At 69.8% G+C, this 18528-nt stretch carries 16 protein-coding genes and 1 riboswitch; of the genes, 9 read left to right on the top strand and 7 right to left on the bottom strand.

Annotation, left to right across the window (positions count from 1 at the left end; genetic code table 11):
* The 9 genes from AB1578_01370 to AB1578_01330 all read left to right on the top strand — a co-directional run.
* Positions 1–484, top strand: a 484-nt coding sequence (locus tag AB1578_01370; protein MEW6486548.1) for an alpha/beta hydrolase, incomplete at its 5' end; no start/stop codon positions are given.
* Between the two features lie 290 nt (positions 485–774).
* Complete coding sequence (locus AB1578_01365; protein MEW6486547.1) at positions 775–2601, top strand: hypothetical protein; 1827 nt, start codon at positions 775–777, stop codon at positions 2599–2601.
* A gap of 691 nt (positions 2602–3292) precedes the next feature.
* Complete coding sequence (locus AB1578_01360) at positions 3293–4522, top strand: thiamine pyrophosphate-dependent dehydrogenase E1 component subunit alpha (GenBank protein MEW6486546.1); 1230 nt, start codon at positions 3293–3295, stop codon at positions 4520–4522.
* A gap of 66 nt (positions 4523–4588) precedes the next feature.
* Positions 4589–5560: a transketolase C-terminal domain-containing protein gene (locus AB1578_01355; protein MEW6486545.1), complete on the top strand. Its 972-nt coding sequence runs from the start codon at positions 4589–4591 to the stop codon at positions 5558–5560.
* 87 nt (positions 5561–5647) lie between these two features.
* Positions 5648–5965 (top strand): YgiT-type zinc finger protein, encoded by a 318-nt coding sequence (locus AB1578_01350; GenBank protein ID MEW6486544.1) that lies wholly within the window; start codon positions 5648–5650, stop codon positions 5963–5965.
* Positions 5962–6540: a hypothetical protein gene (locus AB1578_01345; GenBank protein ID MEW6486543.1), complete on the top strand. Its 579-nt coding sequence runs from the start codon at positions 5962–5964 to the stop codon at positions 6538–6540. Before AB1578_01350 ends, AB1578_01345 begins: the two co-directional genes overlap by 4 nt.
* 65 nt (positions 6541–6605) lie before the next feature.
* Positions 6606–7208 (top strand): hypothetical protein, encoded by a 603-nt coding sequence (locus tag AB1578_01340; GenBank protein MEW6486542.1) that lies wholly within the window; start codon positions 6606–6608, stop codon positions 7206–7208.
* Between the two features lie 144 nt (positions 7209–7352).
* On the top strand, positions 7353–8825 hold the full coding sequence (locus AB1578_01335; protein ID MEW6486541.1) for an MBOAT family O-acyltransferase: 1473 nt from the start codon (positions 7353–7355) through the stop codon (positions 8823–8825).
* Positions 8826–8855: 30 nt separating this feature from the next.
* Entirely contained in the window at positions 8856–9794 is a 939-nt protein-coding gene (locus tag AB1578_01330) for a hypothetical protein (protein MEW6486540.1), read from the top strand.
* Between the two features lie 124 nt (positions 9795–9918).
* Here AB1578_01330 and AB1578_01325 read toward each other — a convergent pair whose 3' ends face one another.
* The 7 genes from AB1578_01325 to AB1578_01295 form a co-directional block, all read right to left on the bottom strand.
* Positions 9919–11409: a multicopper oxidase family protein gene (locus AB1578_01325; protein MEW6486539.1), complete on the bottom strand. Its 1491-nt coding sequence runs from the start codon at positions 11407–11409 to the stop codon at positions 9919–9921.
* A 133-nt stretch (positions 11410–11542) separates the two neighbouring features.
* Positions 11543–12205 (bottom strand): response regulator transcription factor, encoded by a 663-nt coding sequence (locus AB1578_01320; protein MEW6486538.1) that lies wholly within the window; start codon positions 12203–12205, stop codon positions 11543–11545.
* Positions 12202–14823, bottom strand: coding sequence for a cache domain-containing protein (locus AB1578_01315; GenBank protein MEW6486537.1), 2622 nt, complete (start codon positions 14821–14823; stop codon positions 12202–12204). Before AB1578_01315 ends, AB1578_01320 begins: the two co-directional genes overlap by 4 nt.
* Before the next feature lie 65 nt (positions 14824–14888).
* Positions 14889–15668, bottom strand: coding sequence for a TerB family tellurite resistance protein (locus AB1578_01310; GenBank protein ID MEW6486536.1), 780 nt, complete (start codon positions 15666–15668; stop codon positions 14889–14891).
* 3 nt (positions 15669–15671) lie between these two features.
* Positions 15672–16892: a PQQ-binding-like beta-propeller repeat protein gene (locus AB1578_01305; GenBank protein ID MEW6486535.1), complete on the bottom strand. Its 1221-nt coding sequence runs from the start codon at positions 16890–16892 to the stop codon at positions 15672–15674.
* Entirely contained in the window at positions 16889–17545 is a 657-nt protein-coding gene (locus tag AB1578_01300) for a histidinol phosphate phosphatase domain-containing protein (GenBank protein ID MEW6486534.1), read from the bottom strand. The genes AB1578_01305 and AB1578_01300 overlap by 4 nt, the downstream gene beginning before the upstream one ends.
* 49 nt (positions 17546–17594) lie before the next feature.
* Positions 17595–18143 (bottom strand): nitroreductase family protein, encoded by a 549-nt coding sequence (locus tag AB1578_01295; GenBank protein ID MEW6486533.1) that lies wholly within the window; start codon positions 18141–18143, stop codon positions 17595–17597.
* Positions 18144–18318: 175 nt separating this feature from the next.
* Positions 18319–18502: riboswitch (cobalamin riboswitch) on the top strand.
* Positions 18503–18528: the final 26 nt, after the last annotated feature.

Genomic DNA, 18528 nt, shown 5'->3' with positions numbered 1-18528 from the left:
CGAGACGGGGCTCCTGGAGGACGCCCGGGCCGCCCGCCGGCACCTGGAGGCGCTGGTTCCCGGCGCCCCGGTGGTGCTGTTCGGGGAATCCCTGGGCTCGGCGGTGGCCCTGGCCGAGGCCGTGGCGCGCCCCCCCGCGGCCCTGGTGCTCCGATCCCCCTTCACGTCGCTTGCGGCCCTGGGAAAGCTCCACTACCCCTTCCTGCCGGTGGGCTGGCTCCTGCGGGACCGTTACCCCTCCCTGGACCGTATCGCGCAGCTCGCGTGCCCCCTGTTCGTGGCCGCCGGCGAGCGCGACAGCATCGTCCCCCTCTCGGAGAGCCGAGTCCTCTTCGACGCCGCCCCGGTTTCGGTCAAGCGCCTCCTGGTCGTCCCCCGGGCGGACCACAACGACGGGGAGCTCTTCGCCGGCAAGCGCCTCCTGGAAGAGGTCGGCCGGTTCCTGGACGACGTCCTCCCGCCGTCCCCCCCGCCGAAGCCCTGAGGACACCGAGGGAAGGGATGAACACCCCCGCGCCCCCCTTCCCCCATGCCCACGACCCGGGTGCGCTGCGTATGGGAGATACATCGTTTTTCGTGTTTCAAGACGCAGAGCAGTTCCATCACATACACTCTTTGCGCACATCCGCATCCATCTTTCTCCGTCATGACCCTCAAGAACGGAGCCGGACCTGCCGAAACATGCGCAGGACAAGAAGTCCTGCCATGGTAGCCGAGGAACCTGCCGGGAAACCCTGGGGTTTTGGCGGAGGTCTTCGGAGAAAGGATGGGTCGATGGCGCGCAAATCCAGCCTTCTGGCCGCGGTGGCGGCCGCATGCCTCCTTCTCGCCGGGTGCGGAGGAGGAGGCGGCGGAAGCAACGACGGAGACGGCGAGCCGACGCCGGCCGTTTCCATCCAGCTCTCCAAGACCTCGGCGTCTCCCCTCACGCCCCTCGAGATCGCAGCCCAAGACCTCGCCCCGGGGGCCTCGGTGGAGGTGGAGTTCGCCAACACCGCGGGCTACCTCGTGAGGAGCCTGGCCCTGCGGGTCGGGCAGGACGGGCGTGTGCTCGCCGGGGTGCCGCTCTATGTGAACCCGAGCACCGGAGCGTACACCGCCGGGCAGGTGCGCCTGCGCATCTCCCAGACGCCCCCGGGGGGCACCAAGACCTGGAGCGCTTCCGTCCCGCTGACGATCGAGGCCCTGCCATCGGTTTCCAGCGAGGCTGTCGGTGCCGTCACGCGCTCCTTCCTCACCGCCTCGGCCCTGAGCGCACAGCGGCGCATCTCCCAGCTCGAGTTCCTGGAAGTCGCTCTCGGGGGGGCGGTGGACACGGGCGCGGAGAGAAACCTCCTGGCAGGGGTCCTCAAGGACCTCGTCGCCACCCGCAGCCAGGTGGACCGGGTCGCAAGCACCCCGAGCCTCGTGATCGACGCCGGCACCGCCGGGGACGGGACCGCCCTGCGTCTTACGTGGGAAACCCTGGACACCCTGGATCGGATCCTCAGCGTCTGGCTGGCCGGGCTGCCCCTGGAGCCGGCCACCGACGGCGCGGCCCGCGCCGCTCGGGCCGCCGGGCTCGACGCCGCCTCCGCCAACACGATCCTCCAGAATCTCTCCAGTTGGGTCGGCCTAACCTCCAACGTCCAGACGCTCCAGTCCCGCGAGGCGAGCACGGCAGACACCACCCTGGCCTTCCTGGACGGCCTGTCCAACTCGGCCGGCCTCGCAGGCGCCGACATGGACTCGGTGGGGATGGTGCTGGGGTGGGCCGGGGTCATGAACGCGACGTACAACTACCTGGGCGACTGGGGAAAGGTGGTGGACGGGGTGGCGGCCTGCCTCGGCACGGGCCCCTGCACGACCACCGAGGACGACGCGCAGCGCCTGCTGGAGAGCGGCGCCGGGGACCTCCTTGCAGCCTATGCCCAGGCCGGCATCGGGAACATCAGCTTTCTCTATGGCAGCGCCGCTCCCACCGGGCCCGCGTCCCTGGCCCTGGCGCTCTATGGCTACGTGAAGAACAACGGTGCGGCCGCGGCCAACGAAGAGATCGGCGCCCACATCTCTTCCGTCACGGGCGGGGGCTTCTCCATCGGCGGCATGGTGCACAGCGCCGACACCGCGTCGCCCCTGGACCTGGTGCAGCTGCGCGCTTCGGCGTGCCCCGACTACCCCCGGATCTCGCCGAGCAGTGTCTCGGATGCAGGCGGCACCTACCTCCTGGTGATCCCGCCCTGCGAGACCGACCCGGATCTCACCATCGTGGCCACCGACCCGATCACCGGCACGGCCTACGGTTCCGTGTACCTGGGCGTCACGGACAGCTCCCCGCAGGTGACGGCCCCCGCGCTGTCCTACAGCGGACCGCCCCCGGGCACCACGCCCGAGCCCGAGCCCGAGCCCGAGCCCGAGCCCGAGCCCGAACCGGAACCCGAGCCGAGTGCCGTCTGCTGCGCCTGCACGTTCGACGTCTACTGCACCGCCTTCGGTCCGGGGGGCTGCTGGCGCTGCGGGGAGACCGCCATGGTCGACGGCGTGTGCCAGGGCCCGGGGGGCAGCCTCATCACGGAGGGCGCCTGCGAGTGCGATCCGTTCCTCTACCAGGTCTGCCAGTAGGAAGTCCTCTCCAACGACTGCACCGCGCCTTCCGCCGCCCCCCTTCGCCACGAGGACGAAGGGGGGCGGCGCTTTGGGAGCTTGCCACCTGCCCCTCGCTTGCGAGGAACCGGCCTCGGTACCTCCGCAGCCGAGATTCCACAACCTTGACGGGATAGGAACCCTGGACTAGGGTTCGATTGTCACGGCTCGACGAAGAAACCCACAGGAGGTGTGCCGGAGGTCGACCGGGGACGTGGAGGGGTTACGACGAGCCCCCTGGATGCTGCAAGCCCTTCGGCGGCATTCGATCCCCGCGACGGAACAAGCTTCTCCAAGCGATGGACATTGGAGACAGCCATGAAGCGGCAGCGCCAAAAAGTGCCGATACGAGGCCTCAAGGGGTGACTCTTCCCTTTGAGGCCTTTTGTCTTCTGCCGCCGTACCTTCTCAGGTCGAGACCTTTTCCAACCCAGGGCCTCGGAAGGTACGCGAGGATGGGCTGTCTGGCGCGTCTGACGACGGGGTGCACGCCAGGCCATGTGATCTCGTGAACAACTTCGGGTGCAGAGCGGTACGAAGTGCTGTCGAGCCGGATCTCTCGTTGCGCAAGTCCGAAGCGTGTCCGGCGTGCGGTCCAGCTTGGACCCGAACCCGGCTGTTCCCTAGCGTCCGAGTTGCCACCCGGGCCGGCTCGCACTGGAGGAAGGTCATGACAATGCAATCGAAGACTCCATCGGAGACGCAGGACCGCGAAGAAGGCCGAGGCTGGACACTGCCGACGAGCCGCCGCGGCTTTCTGGCGGCCCTGGCGGGTGCCGGCGCGGCGATCTCGCTGGGCAGCAAGGTCGCCTGGGCCAACGGCGAGATCGGTTTCTGGGCCAAGGATCTCACCAACGAGCAACTGATCCACCTGTACACGACGATCCAGCGCATCCGCTGGTTCGAGCGCACCTGCGTGGACAAGATGCTCACCGAGCCCGGCTATCGCGGCTACAACCACTTCTACGTCGGACAGGAGGCGGTGGCCACGGGGGTTTCCGCCGCCCTGAAGAACACGGGCGGGGTGATGGAGGCGGACCTCGTCTACAGCACCCACCGCCCCTCCGGCCACGCGATCGCCAAGGGCGTGGAAGTAAAGAAGATGGCCGCGGAGTACGAGTTCCGGGCCACGGGGCTAAACAAGGGGTACGCGGGGGAGATGCACATCGCCGACAAGTCGGTGGGCTTCATGGGAGCCGACGGCATGATCGGCCCCGGCTACGTCATTGCCACCGGGTCCGCCTTCGCCATCCGCGCCCGGGGCAGCAAGCAGGTCGTCGTGAACTACGGCGGCGACGGCACCTACGCCACCCCCCACTTCCACAGCGCGCTCAACAACGCGGCGCTCCTCAACCTGCCCTTCATCTACGTCCTGGAGAACAACCTGTACCACCAGTATGCACACTACTCCTACTCCTGCCCGATGAAGGACATCGCCATCGCTGCCAAGACCTACGGGATCCCAGGGGTGGTCGTGGACGGCCAGGACGTGATCCAGGTGTACAACGCGGCGAAGCAGGCGGTGGAGCGCGCGCGCGCCGGCGAGGGGCCGACCCTCATCGAGGCCAAGACCTACCGCTACTACAACCACTGGGGCGCACCCGGCGCCAAACCGGGCGAGTTGGGCGCCTTCGGCTACGACCCCCTGGCCATCACCTCCTTCCGGCCGGAGCGCGAGGTGCGCGCCTGGATGGCCCGCGACCCGGTCGACATCTCTCGCAACACCCTCATCCATTGGGGAGTTCTGGATCGAGCCAAGGCCGACGAGATCGAGACTGCCGCCAGGGCGGAGATGGTCGAGGCCTTTGCCTGGGCCGACAAACAGCCCCTCGGCAAGCCGGAAGACGGGCTCAAGCACGTCTTCGTCGAGGGCACCGTTCTTCCCCGGCAGTTCGGCTGAGCCGGACTGCGCAGAGGGGAACAGGCGCAACCACCTCACACTTGGCAAGCAATGGGGAGGGCGACCATGGCACGCAAGAGCTTCATGTACTCGGTCCTCGAGGCCGTGCAGTACGAAATGCAAAAGGACCCCAACATGATCTGGATCTTCGAGTTGACGCCGCCGGTGGCGTCGACCCCGGGGAAGCCGGTCATCAACCTGGAGAGGGAGTTCGGCCGCAAGCGGGTGGTCAATACCGGCATCGACGAGATGTGGATGGCAGCCTGCGTTCTGGGCGCGGGCCTGGCCGGTTCCCGGGCCGCCACCTACATCCCCTACCAGGGCAACGCCATGTGCTTCCAGATCCTGCAGAATCACGCGGGCAAGCTGCACCACATGACGGGTGGGCAGGCACAGATGCCGGTGGTCTTCGTGCTCGAGATGACCGGGCAGACCCCGGGCTTCGCCGGCCAGCACTCCGACTACGAGATCGACACCTACTACGCGCACATCCCCGGCCTGAAGACGGTCATCCCGTCGAACCCCACCGATGCCAAGGGCATGATGGTGTCGGCGCTACGCGATCCGAACCCGGTCGCCTTCCTGTATGCGGCCGGCCTGCGGGACATGATCGAAGACGTGCCCGATGACCCGTACACCACGCCCCTGGACAAGGCCGCCATACGGTCCGAGGGGAGCGACATCACCATCGTGGGCTCGGGCGGCGGCATGCCCGAGGTGCTCAAGGCGACCGAGCAGTTGCAGAAGCAGGGCATGAAGGTGGAGACCATCGACCTGCGCTCCCTCAAGCCCATGGACACCGAGACCCTCGTGACGTCGGTGCAGAAGACCAAGCGGCTCCTGGCCGTGGACCAGTCCTACTACACCCTGGGCCCGGCGGCCGAGGTGATCGCCCGGGTGGCGGAGAACGTGGACGGCGCGCGCTTCAAGCGCATCGCCTTTCCCGACGCGCCGCCTCCGGCGTCTCCCGAGATGTTCCTGTGGATGCGGCCCAACGCCGACCACATCGTCGCCGCGGCGAAGAAGCTGGCTGCCTGAAGGCCCGAAGAAAGGGGCCCGCCGCGGGTGGATCCCTCCAACCGCGGCGGGCAGCCACCCGGATCGTCCCAGGGAGAGTGAGGCGCCATGGAAACGCAGGGCATGGGCGAGATCGATCCCCAGGCTGGGAAGCAGCCGGGCGAGACGTGCGGGAACTGCGGCAGCGACGCCACACACCCCGCGAGCGTGCGGTCGGCGTTCTGGCACGGCGACCGGTTGGTGGTCGTGGAAGACATCCCCGCCATCGTGTGCGGGGCCTGCCACGAGCAGTTTTACGACGACCACACGGTGGTGCTGCTCGACCTGCTCCGGGGCGACGGCTTTCCATCGGAGAGCGCACTGCGAGAGCTGCGCGTACCGGTCTTCTCCCTGCGCGACCGGACCGTGCGCCGGGAGGAACCATGACGTGCCCACGACACCGAAGGTGGCTGGTTCCGGCCGCCGCCGGCGCCCTGCTCCTGGGCGCAGTGCCGGCGCTGCCCCAGCTCGACGACTCCTTCATGCCCAAGGGGGGCAAGACCCTGCTGCTCCAGGTCCTGGCCGAAGCGGGCAACGGGGGGGAGCTCCTGGCCCTCCTCTCCGCCCGCCGCAGCGAAGGGGAGTGGCGCCAGGTCCTCGCCCCCCGCGCCGCGGCGCTGAGCGAACGGGAGCAGAGCACCCTCGCGGCCTATCTGGCGGTGAACATGCCCGTGTCGAACCCCGGGGAAGTGGCACAGCGGGAGGGACGAACGGCGGAGCTCTATGCAGCCCTTCCGCGGGACGGCCGGGAGCTGGCCTGGCACGAGTGCCAGTTCTGCCACTCCCTGTTCACGAGCCATCTCACGCAGGATCGCAGCCTGCAGGCCTGGATGAACATGTTCGAGTCCCCCTTCCACCGCGAGATGAAGATGACCCCGCAGGAACGGGAAGAGTTCTCGCGCTACTCGGCCATCAACATGCCCATGAAGATCGAAGACGTGCCGCCCGACCTGCGCTTCTGACGAAGGGCGCGGCACCAACCGCCCCTCGGCGGCGATCACGGGCCTTCAAGGGAAGGACGCAAGCCATGCGCATCGCGCGACGCAACGCGGTTGCCGTCCTCGCGCTCCTCGGGGCGGCCCTGGCCGCACCGGTGCAGGCAGAGTTCGATCCGATCTTCGATTTCATCCCCCTCGGGGGCCGCTCGCTGCTCACCGACGTTCTCGAGGGCAAGCCGCCGGCAGGCGAGGCGCGGGCCCTCCTCACCGAAACGCGGTCCACCCAGGAGTGGGTGCAGTACCTGAAGGAACGTAAGACCTCCCTGGCCGGGCTGCGGGGTCTCGCGGAGGAAGAGCTCCTGACTCTTGCAGACTACCTGGCGGTAAGCATGCCGCTGGCCGCGGACCAGGTGCCCGCGGACCCTGCCGCGGCCAACTGGGCGCAGATCCTGCCGCGGGACGGGCGGGACATGGCGCTCGAGTTCTGCCAGTCGTGCCACATCATCACCGTTACGGTCACCCAGGACCGCACCGTGGAGCACTGGCTCGGCACCATGAACAAGCCAAGCCACATCGAGATCAAACTCACACCCCGGGAGCGGGAGGCGCTGGCCCGGTATCTCGTCTTGAACGCCGGGATCCCGATCGATCGGATCCCCGAGGACCTGCGGGCCGGGGGGGCATCGTACTAGCCCCCCCGATGGGCCCGACAGGGCCGGGGCAGCCGGGGCGGGCGGCCCTCCGGAGCCGAAGCCAGCCCTTGCCGGCGCACGGCCTTCCTCGTCGCCGGGCTGAAGCGCCGTCGAGGCGGGCAGACGCCCACAGGGGTGCAACCCATGTTGTTCACCTCGTTCGAGTTCTTCCTCTTTCTGCCGCTCACGCTCCTGGTATTCGCGGGGGTGCGGCCGGGCCATCGGTGGCTCTGGCTGCTCCTGACAAGCTGCGTGTTCTATGGCATCTGGCAGCCTCTCAACCTCGTCTACCTGGGCGCGGTCACGCTGGTGGCGGCGGCCTGCGGGTGGGCTCTCGACCGCACGGCCGGCGGGCCCGGGCGCGGCTGGATCCTGGGGATCGGGCTCGCCGCCGTCCTCGGGTCGCTGTTCGGCTTCAAGTTCTGGGATTTCATCGCCGGCGAGATCGAACGCGCCGCGGGCGCCCTTCTGGGCCTCGAGGCCGAAGCCGCCCTGCCCCGGCTCGGGGTGGCGGCGCCCGCGGGGTACTCCTTCTATGCCTTTGCCGCGGCAAGCTACCTGGTCGACGTGTACGCCGGCCGTCTGCCGGCCGGGCGAAAGGCCGGTCACGTGGCGCTGTACGTGGCCTACTTCCCAAAGATCTTTGCGGGACCCATCGAGCGGGCCACGACCTTCCTGCCCCGGGTCCTGTCCGGCCTTCGCGCCCATCCCGCCATGCTCGTCCTCGGCTTGCAGCTCATGGGCTGGGGGCTGTTCAAGAAGGTCGTCATCGCCGACAACCTGGCGCCGGTGGTCGACCGCACCTTCACCATCGCCGCCTACGCTCCGCCGATGGAGCTGCTCCTCAGCGTCTATTTCTTCGCCTTTCAGATCTACTGCGACTTCTCGGGCTACACGGACATCGCCATCGGGGTCTCGCTCCTCTTCGGTCTGACGCTGATGGAGAACTTCCGCCGTCCCTACCTGGCTCGAAGCACCGCCGAGTTCTGGGGACAGCGCTGGCACATCTCGCTGGGCCACTGGTTCCGCGACTACCTGTACATCCCCCTCGGCGGGAGCAGGGGAAGTCCGTGGCGCCGGTACGCGAACATCATGGCGGTCTTCACCGTGAGCGGCCTGTGGCACGCGGGCCTGGGCTACGGGGTGGGGTGGACCTTCCTCGTCTGGGGAGCACTGAACGGCTTCTATCAGTGGGTCGGGCTCGCCACGGCCCCGGCGTGGCGACGGCTCGGGGAGCGCCTGCCGCGGGTCCGGGGCAGCGCGGCGCTTCGCGCGCTGCGCATCCTCTTGACCTTTCACCTGATTGCCCTGGCCTGGGTCTTCTTCCGCGCCGCCACCGTGGGCGACGCGTTGCTCATCCTGAAGCGGATCGCAGGCAACCTCGGTCGGATCGCGAGCCTCGTGACGCGCTACCCGTACAGCACGGACCACTACCTCGCCTTCGGCCTCATCGCGTTCCTGCTGGGAGTCGAGCTCCTGGACGAGCGTCGCTCGATCTTCCAGAGGCTCTCGGCCGCGCCGGTCGCAGTGCGGTGGGGGATCTACTACGGGATCCTCTTTGGGCTCCTCCTCCTCGGGCGCTGGCAGGCGAAAGAGTTCCTCTACATGCAGTTTTGACGCGACCGGGCCTCCGGACAGCGAGCGGCCATGAAACCTCTCGGCAAAGCCGCCCTCCTTTTCATCGGCATCGGGCTGCTGCTCTACGCAGCCGTCTACTACTCCGCCGAACGGCTCGTGTATCGTACCGGCCGCAGCAACCCCTTCTTCAAGCTCGCGACGGCGGAGGAACGGCACTTCGATTGGGTGATCCTGGGCGCTTCCCACGCCATGCCCCTGGCCTTCGACGGCTTCAACGCCCACATGGAGGCCGAGACGGGGCTGCGCATCCTCAACCTCGCCGCGCCGGGCACGGGCCCGCTCTACACCCGGTTCGTGCTCGAACACTTTCTGCGCGGGCGTCGGGCCGACCACGTCCTGTACGTGCTCAACTCCTTCGCCTTCCACTCCCGCACTTGGAACGAGGACCGGTTCGCCGACGCCTCGCTGCTGCGGCGAACCCCCTTCGAGCCGGCGCTGGCCCGGCACTTTTTCGACTACAGCCGCCGCCACGGCGTGGCGGCGCTGGCGGTGCTCGACTACGTGACGGGTTTTTCCAAGCTCAACCATCGGGATCGGTTCGAGCCCGACATCTGGGAAGGAGAGAAGCAGTTCGAGCGCACCCACCGCCCCTCCGCCGTCTCCGACCGCAAGCGCATCGAGTATCTCTACCCGGAGGGTCCCGACCCCAAGGCCTTTCGCCGCTATCTCGAAGAGTTCGCGGCGCTGGTCGCCCTCGTGGGGCGCGAAGGCATGGACTTAGTGGCGATCAAGATGCCGGTGCCGGCCCGCTTCCATGCCCGACTTCCGGAGGAGGCGGCGTTCGACGAGGCGGTGGGGCGCATCCTGGAGGAAGCCGGGGCCGTCTTCCACGACTTTTCCCTGAGCATGGACGAGCCGCGCTTCTACTTCGACACCGACCATCTGAACCGAACCGGATTGACGGAGTTCTTCGAGCGCCACCTCAAGGCCGTCCTGCTCTCCCCGTGACAGGAAAGGAGCGACCCCAACCCAACACATCGCAAGAGAACCGAAGAAAGGGTCGGGAGCCCTGGAGGGGAACCCGAAGGGGAGAACGACTCCCTGGCGGCCCCAGGGCGCAGGATCGTTCGGTCTACTTCTCCTTGCCGCCCCCTGCCCGGTCCGGATTCGCGGACAGGCCCACGTCGGGAGCCGCCACCTCCAGGAGGGACATCATGCCGGCCTCGGCGTGCTCCAGGATGTGGCAGTGCATCATCCACAGGCCCGGGTCCAGGGGCAGCGCCGCCACGTCCACGGTCTCCCTGGGCCGCAGGAGCACCGTGTCGCGCCAGCGCTCCTCCGCCACCGGACGCCCGTCGCGGGCCACCACCCGGAAGAAGAGGCCGTGGATGTGCATGGGGTGGAGCCGGAAGGAGTCGTTCCAGAACCGGAGCCGGGCCCACTGCCCCAGGGGGAGGGTCGCGAGCACCGGGTGGTCCCCGTGGCCGCCCGGGGCGTGGTCCTCGTGGCGGTAGGCGGCGCCCCCGATGGTCCACTCGATGCCGAAGGGGCCGCCCTCCCGGGAGGCCAGTCGGAAGGTGTGGCGCGGCTCGGCCCGGTCCGGGGGGAGCTCGGCCGGCCACGGCCCCAGACGCAGGGCGGGAGAAGCCGGTCCTTCTTCGGGCACCGCGCCCTCCACCGCAAGGGTGGCCAGCACCCGGACCCGGGAGGTGAACCGGTCGGTCACCTCCAGCCGGGTGCCGCCCGAGACCCGGGGGACCAGGAGGTCCAGGTCGGCCCGGTTGCCCGGAGCCAGCTCGAGCCCCGCGGCGTCCAGGGGGCGGTCGGTGGGGAGGCCGTCGAAGGCCACGAGCCGCGGCTCCCATGCTCCGAAATCGGGGGCGAAGACCCGGCCGTTGGCGACGTTGACCAGCCGCAAGCGCAGCCGCTCCCCGGCCCGGACCGGCTCGGCGGGGCGAAGCCGGCCGTTTACGGTCAGCACATCCCCCCAGCGGCCGTCATGGGCGAGGTCGGTGCGGGTGTTGAACCGGGGTTCGACCTGGCCGTCTTCCCCCAGGCGCCAGTCGTCCAGCACCCAGAGGATCTCCCGCACCCCCGGCGGGGGTTCGTCCTCCTCCACCACCAGAATGCCGTAGAGCCCCCGCTCCACCTGCTCGCTGCTGCGCAGGTGGGGGTGGAACCAGTAGGTGCCGGCGTCGGGGGGCGCGAATTCGTAGACGAAGGTGCCCCCCGGCGGGACGGGGTCCTGGGTGACCCAGGGCACCCCGTCCATGGCGTTGGGCACCCGCACCCCGTGCCAGTGGATGGTGGTGGGCTGGGGCAGCCGGTTCTCGAAGCGCACCCGAAGGGTCTGGCCCCGCCGCACCCGCAGGGTGGGGCCCGGCACCTGGCCGTTGTAGGCCCAGACCTCGAGCTCCCCGCCGTCCAGGAGGGGCAGCCGGGAAGGCGCGGCGACGATCTCAGCCTCCACGATCTCCACAGTCTCGAGCCCCGGTGCTCCGGGTAGGGTCGCGGCCCCGGCGCAGCCGAGGAACAGGAGCGCCCCCAGCGCTGCGGCCGCCCCCCGCAGACCCCTTCGGCCCCCGTGGGCTCCACCCACCGGTGCGCCTTCCGCAGCCGCCATGCTGTCCCTCTCCCCTCCCCCCAAGATCCGGTCAGTATGGGGCCCCGGCGTCGGCGCCGTCCAGCCCAGGTGCAGACCTGGATCCGCCGTCTGGGCGGAGAGCGGGTTCGGGAATTCTGGAGGGGGCTCGCCCTCAGTCCGCGCCGGCGAGCCGGATGGCGTGCAGGGTCAGCTCCGCGGCGTTCTTCAGGCGGAGCTTTTCCTTGATCCGCTCCCGGTAGGTGCCGATGGTCTTGGCGCTCAGGTGGAGCCGCTCGGCGATGTCGCCGGTGGTGCACCCCTTGCCGATGAGGCGGAAGACCTCGAGCTCCCGATCGGTAAGGCGCTCGAGGGGGCTGCGGTCCCCAGGCCCGCCCCCGGGCCCTCCACCATGGAGGAGCTTCCCCACCAGGTCGCCCACCACCCGCTCGCTCAGGTAGACCTTGCCCTCCAGCACCCGTCGCACGGCGTGGACGATCGAGTCGGAGGTCTCCTGCTTCATGATGTAGCCTCGGGCCCCCGCGGCCAGCGCCCGCTCGGCGTAGAGGGCCTCGTCGTACATGGAAAGCACCAGCAGCGGCAGGTCCCGGTACCGGGCCCGCAGGTCCCGCAGGAGGTCGATGCCGCTGCGCCCCTTGAGGGAGAGGTCCACGATCACCAGGTCCGGGCTGGTGCGCGCAATCTCCTCCAGGGCGCTGCCGATGTCGTCGGCCTCGCCGCACACGATGAAGTCGCTCTCCTCCTCCAGGAGCTCCCGAAGCCCCAGCCGGAAGATGGGATGATCCTCCACCACGAAGATCCGGCGGCGCCCCTTCATGCCACGGCCTCCTCTGGGGGGACCTCGGGGAGGCAGACCTCCAGGGGCAGGGAGACCGAGACGCGGGTCCCCTGCCCGGGACGGCTCTCCGTCTCCAGGGCCGCGCCGATCATGCGGGCGCGATAGGCCATGATCCGCATGCCCATCCCCCCTCCCCCTCCGGTCCCGGCCCCCTCGCCCATCCCGGCACCGTCGTCCGCCACGAAGAGGTGCAAGCGCCCGTCGCGCTCGTCCAGACCGATGTCGACGCTCTTTCCCCCCGAGTGCTTGACCGCGTTGTGGACGGCCTCACGGGCGATGTAGAAAAGCTGGGTGGCCACCGAGTTGTCCTCCACCCGCACCTCGCCCGGAGTGCTCAGGCTGCACGAGAGCCCGTAGATGCTGCGGGTGTTCTCGGCGAGCTCCTGCAGGGCAAAGGCGAGCCCCGTGTCGGCCAGGTGGACCGGGCACAGCCCCCGGGCCAGGGCGCGGGTCTTGTGGGTCGCCTGGGCGATGAGGTCCCGGATCCGCTGGGCGTAGGCGGCCTCCTCCCTCGGGGGCTGCTCGAGCTTGCGCTGGAGCACCTTGCCCAGGACCTCGATCCCGATGAGGTGCGGGCCCAGGTCGTCGTGGAGCTCCTGGCCGATCCGGCGCCGCTCCAGATCGCCGGACTCGATGACCTCCCGCTCCAGCCGCCGCCACTCGGTGATGTCCTCCGTAGTGGCCAGCAGGCAGGGCTCCTCCCGAATCTCGATGAGGTCGGCGCTGACGCGGCCCAGGCGGCGCTCCCCCGACCGGGTGCGGAAGGGCACTTCCCGGCTGCGCACCCGCCCGCGGCGCACCAGGTCGGAGAGGAGCCGCTGGCCCTCGCGCAGGCCGAAGAAGAGGTGGAGCTCCCGGGGCGACTTCCCCAGGACCTCGTGGCGCTCGTAGCCCGTCATGCGCAGGAAGGTGTCGTTGACGTTGAGCAGGCGCCGGTCCTTCAGGGTGGCGATGGCGATGGCGTTGGGGCTCAAGCTGAAGGCCTTGGAGAGCATCTCCTCCGAGAGCTTGAGGGCCCGCTGGGCGGCCACCTGCTCGGTGGTGTCCCGCAGGATCATGACGCTGCCGGCCAGGGCCCCGTGGCGGTCCCGGTAGGTGGCGCCGCTGATGGAGACGTGGATCGTCTTTCCTCCCCGGGTGTAGCGGCGGGTCTCCACCCCCGCGATGGTCTGGCCCGCCAGCACCCGCTCGATGCCCCGGCGGGTCTCGGGCCAGCAGTCATCGGGCACGAAGAGGTCCATCCTCTTGCCCAGGCACCCCTCCAGCTCCCAGCCGAAGACCCGGGTGAAGGCGGGGTTGAAGTAGACCACCCGTCCTTCCATGTCGTAGACGGCGATGGGGTCGGGGGCCGCCTCCATCACCGACCGGTACCGCTCCTCCGACTCCCGCAGGGCCTCTTCGGCGTGCTTGCGATCGGCGATCTCCGCCCGCAGGCTGGCACTGTACTCCTGGAGGCGCTCCAGGTAGGCGTCGAAGTACCGCCCCAGCTGGTCCACCTCGTCGGCGGAGCCGGGCTCGGCCCGAAGCCCCAGGTCCCCGGTCGCCTCCTGGGACAGGCGCCCCATGAGCCTGCGAAGCGGGTCCGTAATGGAGGAGCTCAGCCGCAGGGTCACGGGGAGCACCAGGACAAGCGCGCCCAGGATCGCCAGGACGAACCAGTTGCGCACCTCGATCAAGGGGGCGTAGACCTCCTCCAGGTAGCTCGAGGAGGCCACGATCCAGTCGAACTCGGGGATGTGGTTGAAGAGCACGAGCTTCTTCCGGGGAACTTCCTCCCCCGGGTTCTTCCAGGCGTAGACGATCTTGCCGCTGCGGCTCTCCAGCATCTCGGAGAAGAACTCGCTCGGCACCGCCCGCTGTCCGTAGATGTTGGAGCCCTCGAACTTCGGGTGGATCACCGCGTTGCCCTGCCGGTCGGCCACGTAGGAGTAGCCGGACTGGCCGAAGGTGAGGGAGAGCACGCTCTCCTTGAAGTCGTCCACGTTGACGAGCTCGAGGAACTCGTTGCGGTAGGAAGACGCGATGATGATCCAGTCCCAGGGGGCGAAGTGGGCCATGTACATGGCCTTGGGCTGGGGCGCCTCCTCCCCCGGGTTCTGCCACTCGTACTCCAGGTACCCTTCCCTGCGCTGCTTGAGCTCCTGGACGAACCCGTACTCGGAGAGGTTGGTCTGGAGCAGCGGCGTCTTGGGGTGGACCAGCACCAGGCCCTGGCTGTCGAGGCAGCACACGTAGCCGGTGGTCCCGATCTTCTGGGAGAGGATGACCTCGGCGGCCCGGGCCTGGGCCTCCTCCTCGGTGAGCTCGCCGGCCTGGTACCGCTCGTAGAAGTGCTCGGTGATCTCCAGGTTGCGGTAGGCAATGGCCCGCAGGTAGTTGCGAATCGAGCTCGTGACCGAGGTGCGCACCAGGTGGAGCAGGGTGGCGGTTGCGTTTCGGAGCTCGCTCTCGATGCCGTGCTCCACCGCGCGCCGGACCACCGAGTAGGAGAACGCCCCCCCTGCCGTGACCAGCACGACGAAGATCACCGAGTACGTGAGTAGGAGCTTGTAGCGGATCGGGAGTTTGCGCAGGCGCGGGAGCAATGCTCGAAACATGGACTTCCCCGTGGGCAGAAGCGGCCGCCCGTCGCGAATCGGTGAACCCGCTCACGGAAGGGGGGCTAGCTCCAGCCCTTGGCGGCGCGGATGCGGTCGTAGGCCTGCTGGACCTCGAGGAACTTGCGGTGGGCCAGCTCCCGGAACTCGTCCCCCAGGTGGGTAACCCGGTCCGGGTGGTACTTCTTTGCGAGCTCCCGGTAGGCCCGCTTCACGTCCTCCTGCCCCGCCGAGGGCGGAACGCCCAACACGTCGAAGTCGGCGTGGGGGCGGCCGCGGGCGCGCAGGTTCGCGAGATCCCCGGGGGCGATTCCCAGGAACCGCACGGCCCGGTCGAAGACCGCCTCCTCCTCGGGAGTGAGGTGGCCGTCGGCCAGCGCCACGTCGAGCATGCACTCCACCAGGAGCAGGCGGCTGGCGTAGTCGGAGCGCCGGGAGACGTCGAGGCACAGGGCCTCCAGGTCCACCCCCTCGCGCAGGAAGCGCTTGATGAGCTCGCGGACGATCTCGAGGGACTCCCCCCGGTACCCCAGGCGATCCGAGAAGAAGGTGCGCACCGCGCGCACCTCCTCGGGGCGCACGTCGCCGTCGGCCTTCATCACCGCCGTCAGGATGCCCACGAGGCTTGCGACGAAGTACAGCTCCTGCTGCTGCTGCCGCACCCGCGGGTCGGCCTCGAAGCCCGACTCGAAACGGCCCTCGCCCCCCGGCCAGGGCGGGGCCTGCACCGGGCCCGGGGTGGCGTCCTTGATGTAGTGACCGATCACCCCGCCCAGCACGGCGCCCAGGGGTCCCCCCAGAAAGTACCCGATGCCCGCGCCGAGAAGCTTTCCGCTCAGCCCCATGGCCTACCTCAGCACGTGGAGGGCACCGCCGTCGGAGAGGAACACGACCCCGTGCTCGAACACCAGGGGCTGGCCGTGCAGGCCCGTGCCCGGCGCAAAACGCGCCCGCACCGCGCCGCTCGCCGCGTCGATGCCCAACAGGCTCCCCTCCGAGGCGCCCACCACTATCGTTTCCCCCGCGAGCACCGGCGCGGTGGGGGCGCCCCCGTCCAGGGGTGCCTCCCAGAGCACCGCGCCGTCCGCGAGGGCCAGGGCCGCGAGCCCTCCTCCCGCCGTGCCCACATACAGCCGCTCGTCGCCCAGGGCAAACCCGGCGGCGGCCTCCACCGGCTGGCGCCACACCTCGGCGCCGGTGCCGGCATCCAGGCACACCACCGGGCCCCGAAAGACCCCCGCGTACACCCGGCCGTCTCGAAACGACGGGCCGGCGGCCACGTCGCCGAAGAGCGCCGGGACGCCCACCTCGGCGCGCCAGACCACCCGCCCCAGGTCGGCCTCCAGGGCGACCACCGAGCCGTCCGCGAAGCCGGCGTAGACCCGGCCGTCCCCGAAGGCCAGCCCCAGGCTCCGCCACAGGCTGTCCCGGCGGGGGAACCGGCGGCCATACTGCCACAGGGGCCGGCCGGTGGCGGCCTCGAGACAGAAGACGTTCTGATCCGCCACCGGCACGTACACCCGGTCGCCCGCCGCGAGCGGGCTCGACACCACCGGATACCCGGCGGCAAAGGTCCACACCTCGCGGCCCGCGAGGTCCAGGGCCCGCACCGTGCCCTGGTCGTCGCCGAACACCAGGAGCCCCCCGGCGTAGGCCGCGGTGCCGTACACCCGCCCGCCGGTGGGGAAGCTCCAGACCCGGGTCCCGTCCAGGCGCAGGGCCTCGAAGGCCCGGCCGGAGTGGCCCACGTAGGCCACGTTCCCGATGAGGAGCGGCGTGGCGTACTCCTCGGGGTGGTAGCCCATCCGCTCCCGAAGCGGGATCAGGGCGTGGGGCCGCCATTCCGGGCGGACGAGGGCCGGAGCCCGGGAAGCGCGGCCGGGGTCGCCTCCCTCCATGGCCCAGGCCGGTGCGGGCGGGCGGGGCGCCTCGGCGGCCTCCCGCTCCCCCGAGAGCGATGCGCACCCTGGGGCGCCCAGCGCCAGGAGCAGCGCCCCGAGGGCCGCGCCCCCGGCGCGGATTCCCCGGATGAGCCGGCCGGTGGCCGAGCGGGCCGCGTGGCCGCTCATGGGGCCGCCTCCCCCAGCCCCGCCAACCGCTCCATGTTGCGGCGCAGGCCGGCGTACTCGGCGTCGGCGAGCCCGGCGCCCCGGGCCACCACCCGGGCAAACCCCTCGGAGATCAGGTCTCCCGGAGCGTGGGCGTCGGTGTTGAGCACCAGGGGCGCCCCAGTCCTGCGCGCCTGGGCCGCCACGTGCCCGTTGGTGAGGCTGTGGCCCTTGCGGGCGGTGATCTCCAGATGCACGCCCGCCGCGGCCGCGAGCCGGGCCTCCTCCTCGGAGATGAGCCCGGGGTGGCTGAGCACGTCGGCTCCCGCCTCGATGGCGGCCCGGTTGGTTCCCGGCTCCACGGGCTCCACCGGGCTCTCCCCGTGGACGATCACGATCCGTGCCCCCAGCTCCCGAGCCTCCGCCACGTACCGGCCGATCAGCGCAGGGGGAACGTGGGTAAGCTCGATACCGGGCAGGCACCGGATGGGTCGCAGGCGGGCGTTTTCCTCGCAGGCCCGGATTACCCGGGGAAGGATCTCCTGGAAGGTGGACATGTCTGCGTGGTCGGTGAGGGCGATGGCCCGCAGGCCGGCCGCCTGGGCCCTCCGGATCAGCTCGGAGGGCACGAGCTCCCCGTCGGAAAAGAGCGTGTGGGTGTGCAGGTCGATCATCGTCTCCTCCAACATCTTGAGGGCGCCCGGGGCGCCCTCAAGATGCCTGTCACGCGGGGGGGTATCGGTTCCAGCGGGCGAACTGGGCCCGCTCCTTGCGCGGTGGGGCCTTCGTCTCTCCCACGGGATACCCCAGGGGGGTCAGCGCCACCACCTCCACGTCGGCCGGCGCGTGGAGCGCCCGGGCTGCCGCAGCGGCATCGAAGTGCCCCACGCACACCGTGCCCAGCCCCTCGGCCCGGGCGGCCAGCATGAAGTTCTCCATGGCGAGGGCCACGTCGAAGAGCAGCCACTCCCCTCGGGGCGTAGTGGCTTCTCCCTTCTTGAAGCCGGCGCGACCTTTGCGCCCGCAGAAGGCGACAGCCAGGGGTGCCTCCCCCATCGCACGATACGACGGGTTCGTGGGCGCCAGGGTCGCTTGCAGTGCCTGCCGCACAGCCGGGTCGGACACCACCACCACCTCGCAGCACTGGGTATGGGCCCAGCTCGGCGCCCACTGGGCGGCCTCCAGCAGGCGGTCGAGCACCGCCTCGGGGATCGGGTCGGCGGCGTAGGTGCGGACTGAACGCCGGCTCCGGATGGCTTCGTAGAGCTCCATGGCACCCTCTCTGAATTGACAGTTGCGCTGTGGGGGAAGAAGCAAAAAACGCCGTATTTTGGAAGGGTTTATCTACCACGGGGCCCGGGAATCCGTCAACCTCGCCAACGGGTTCGAGATCGCCCATGTTGCGATCGCCCATTGACAGGGGGCGGCCCCCGGGGGTACACGTCAGGAACAATTTTCGTCCGACGGTGCCCCTCGGGGCTGCAAAAGGGAAGTGGGGTGCAAATCCCCCGCGGACCCGCCGCTGTAAGCGAGGACGAAGGGCCCAAGAGCCACTGGCCGGCAACGGCTGGGAAGGCGGCCCCGAGGACGACTCGCGAGCCAGAAGACCTGCCGTCCGGACCTGCCCCGACCGCCTCTCCGGGCGTGGGAGAGTTGG

This window comes from Thermodesulfobacteriota bacterium, from assembly GCA_040756475.1.
In the GTDB taxonomy this organism is placed as follows: domain Bacteria; phylum Desulfobacterota; class Deferrisomatia; order Deferrisomatales; family JACRMM01; genus JBFLZB01.
This window is presented reverse-complemented; position numbering and strand designations above follow the sequence as displayed.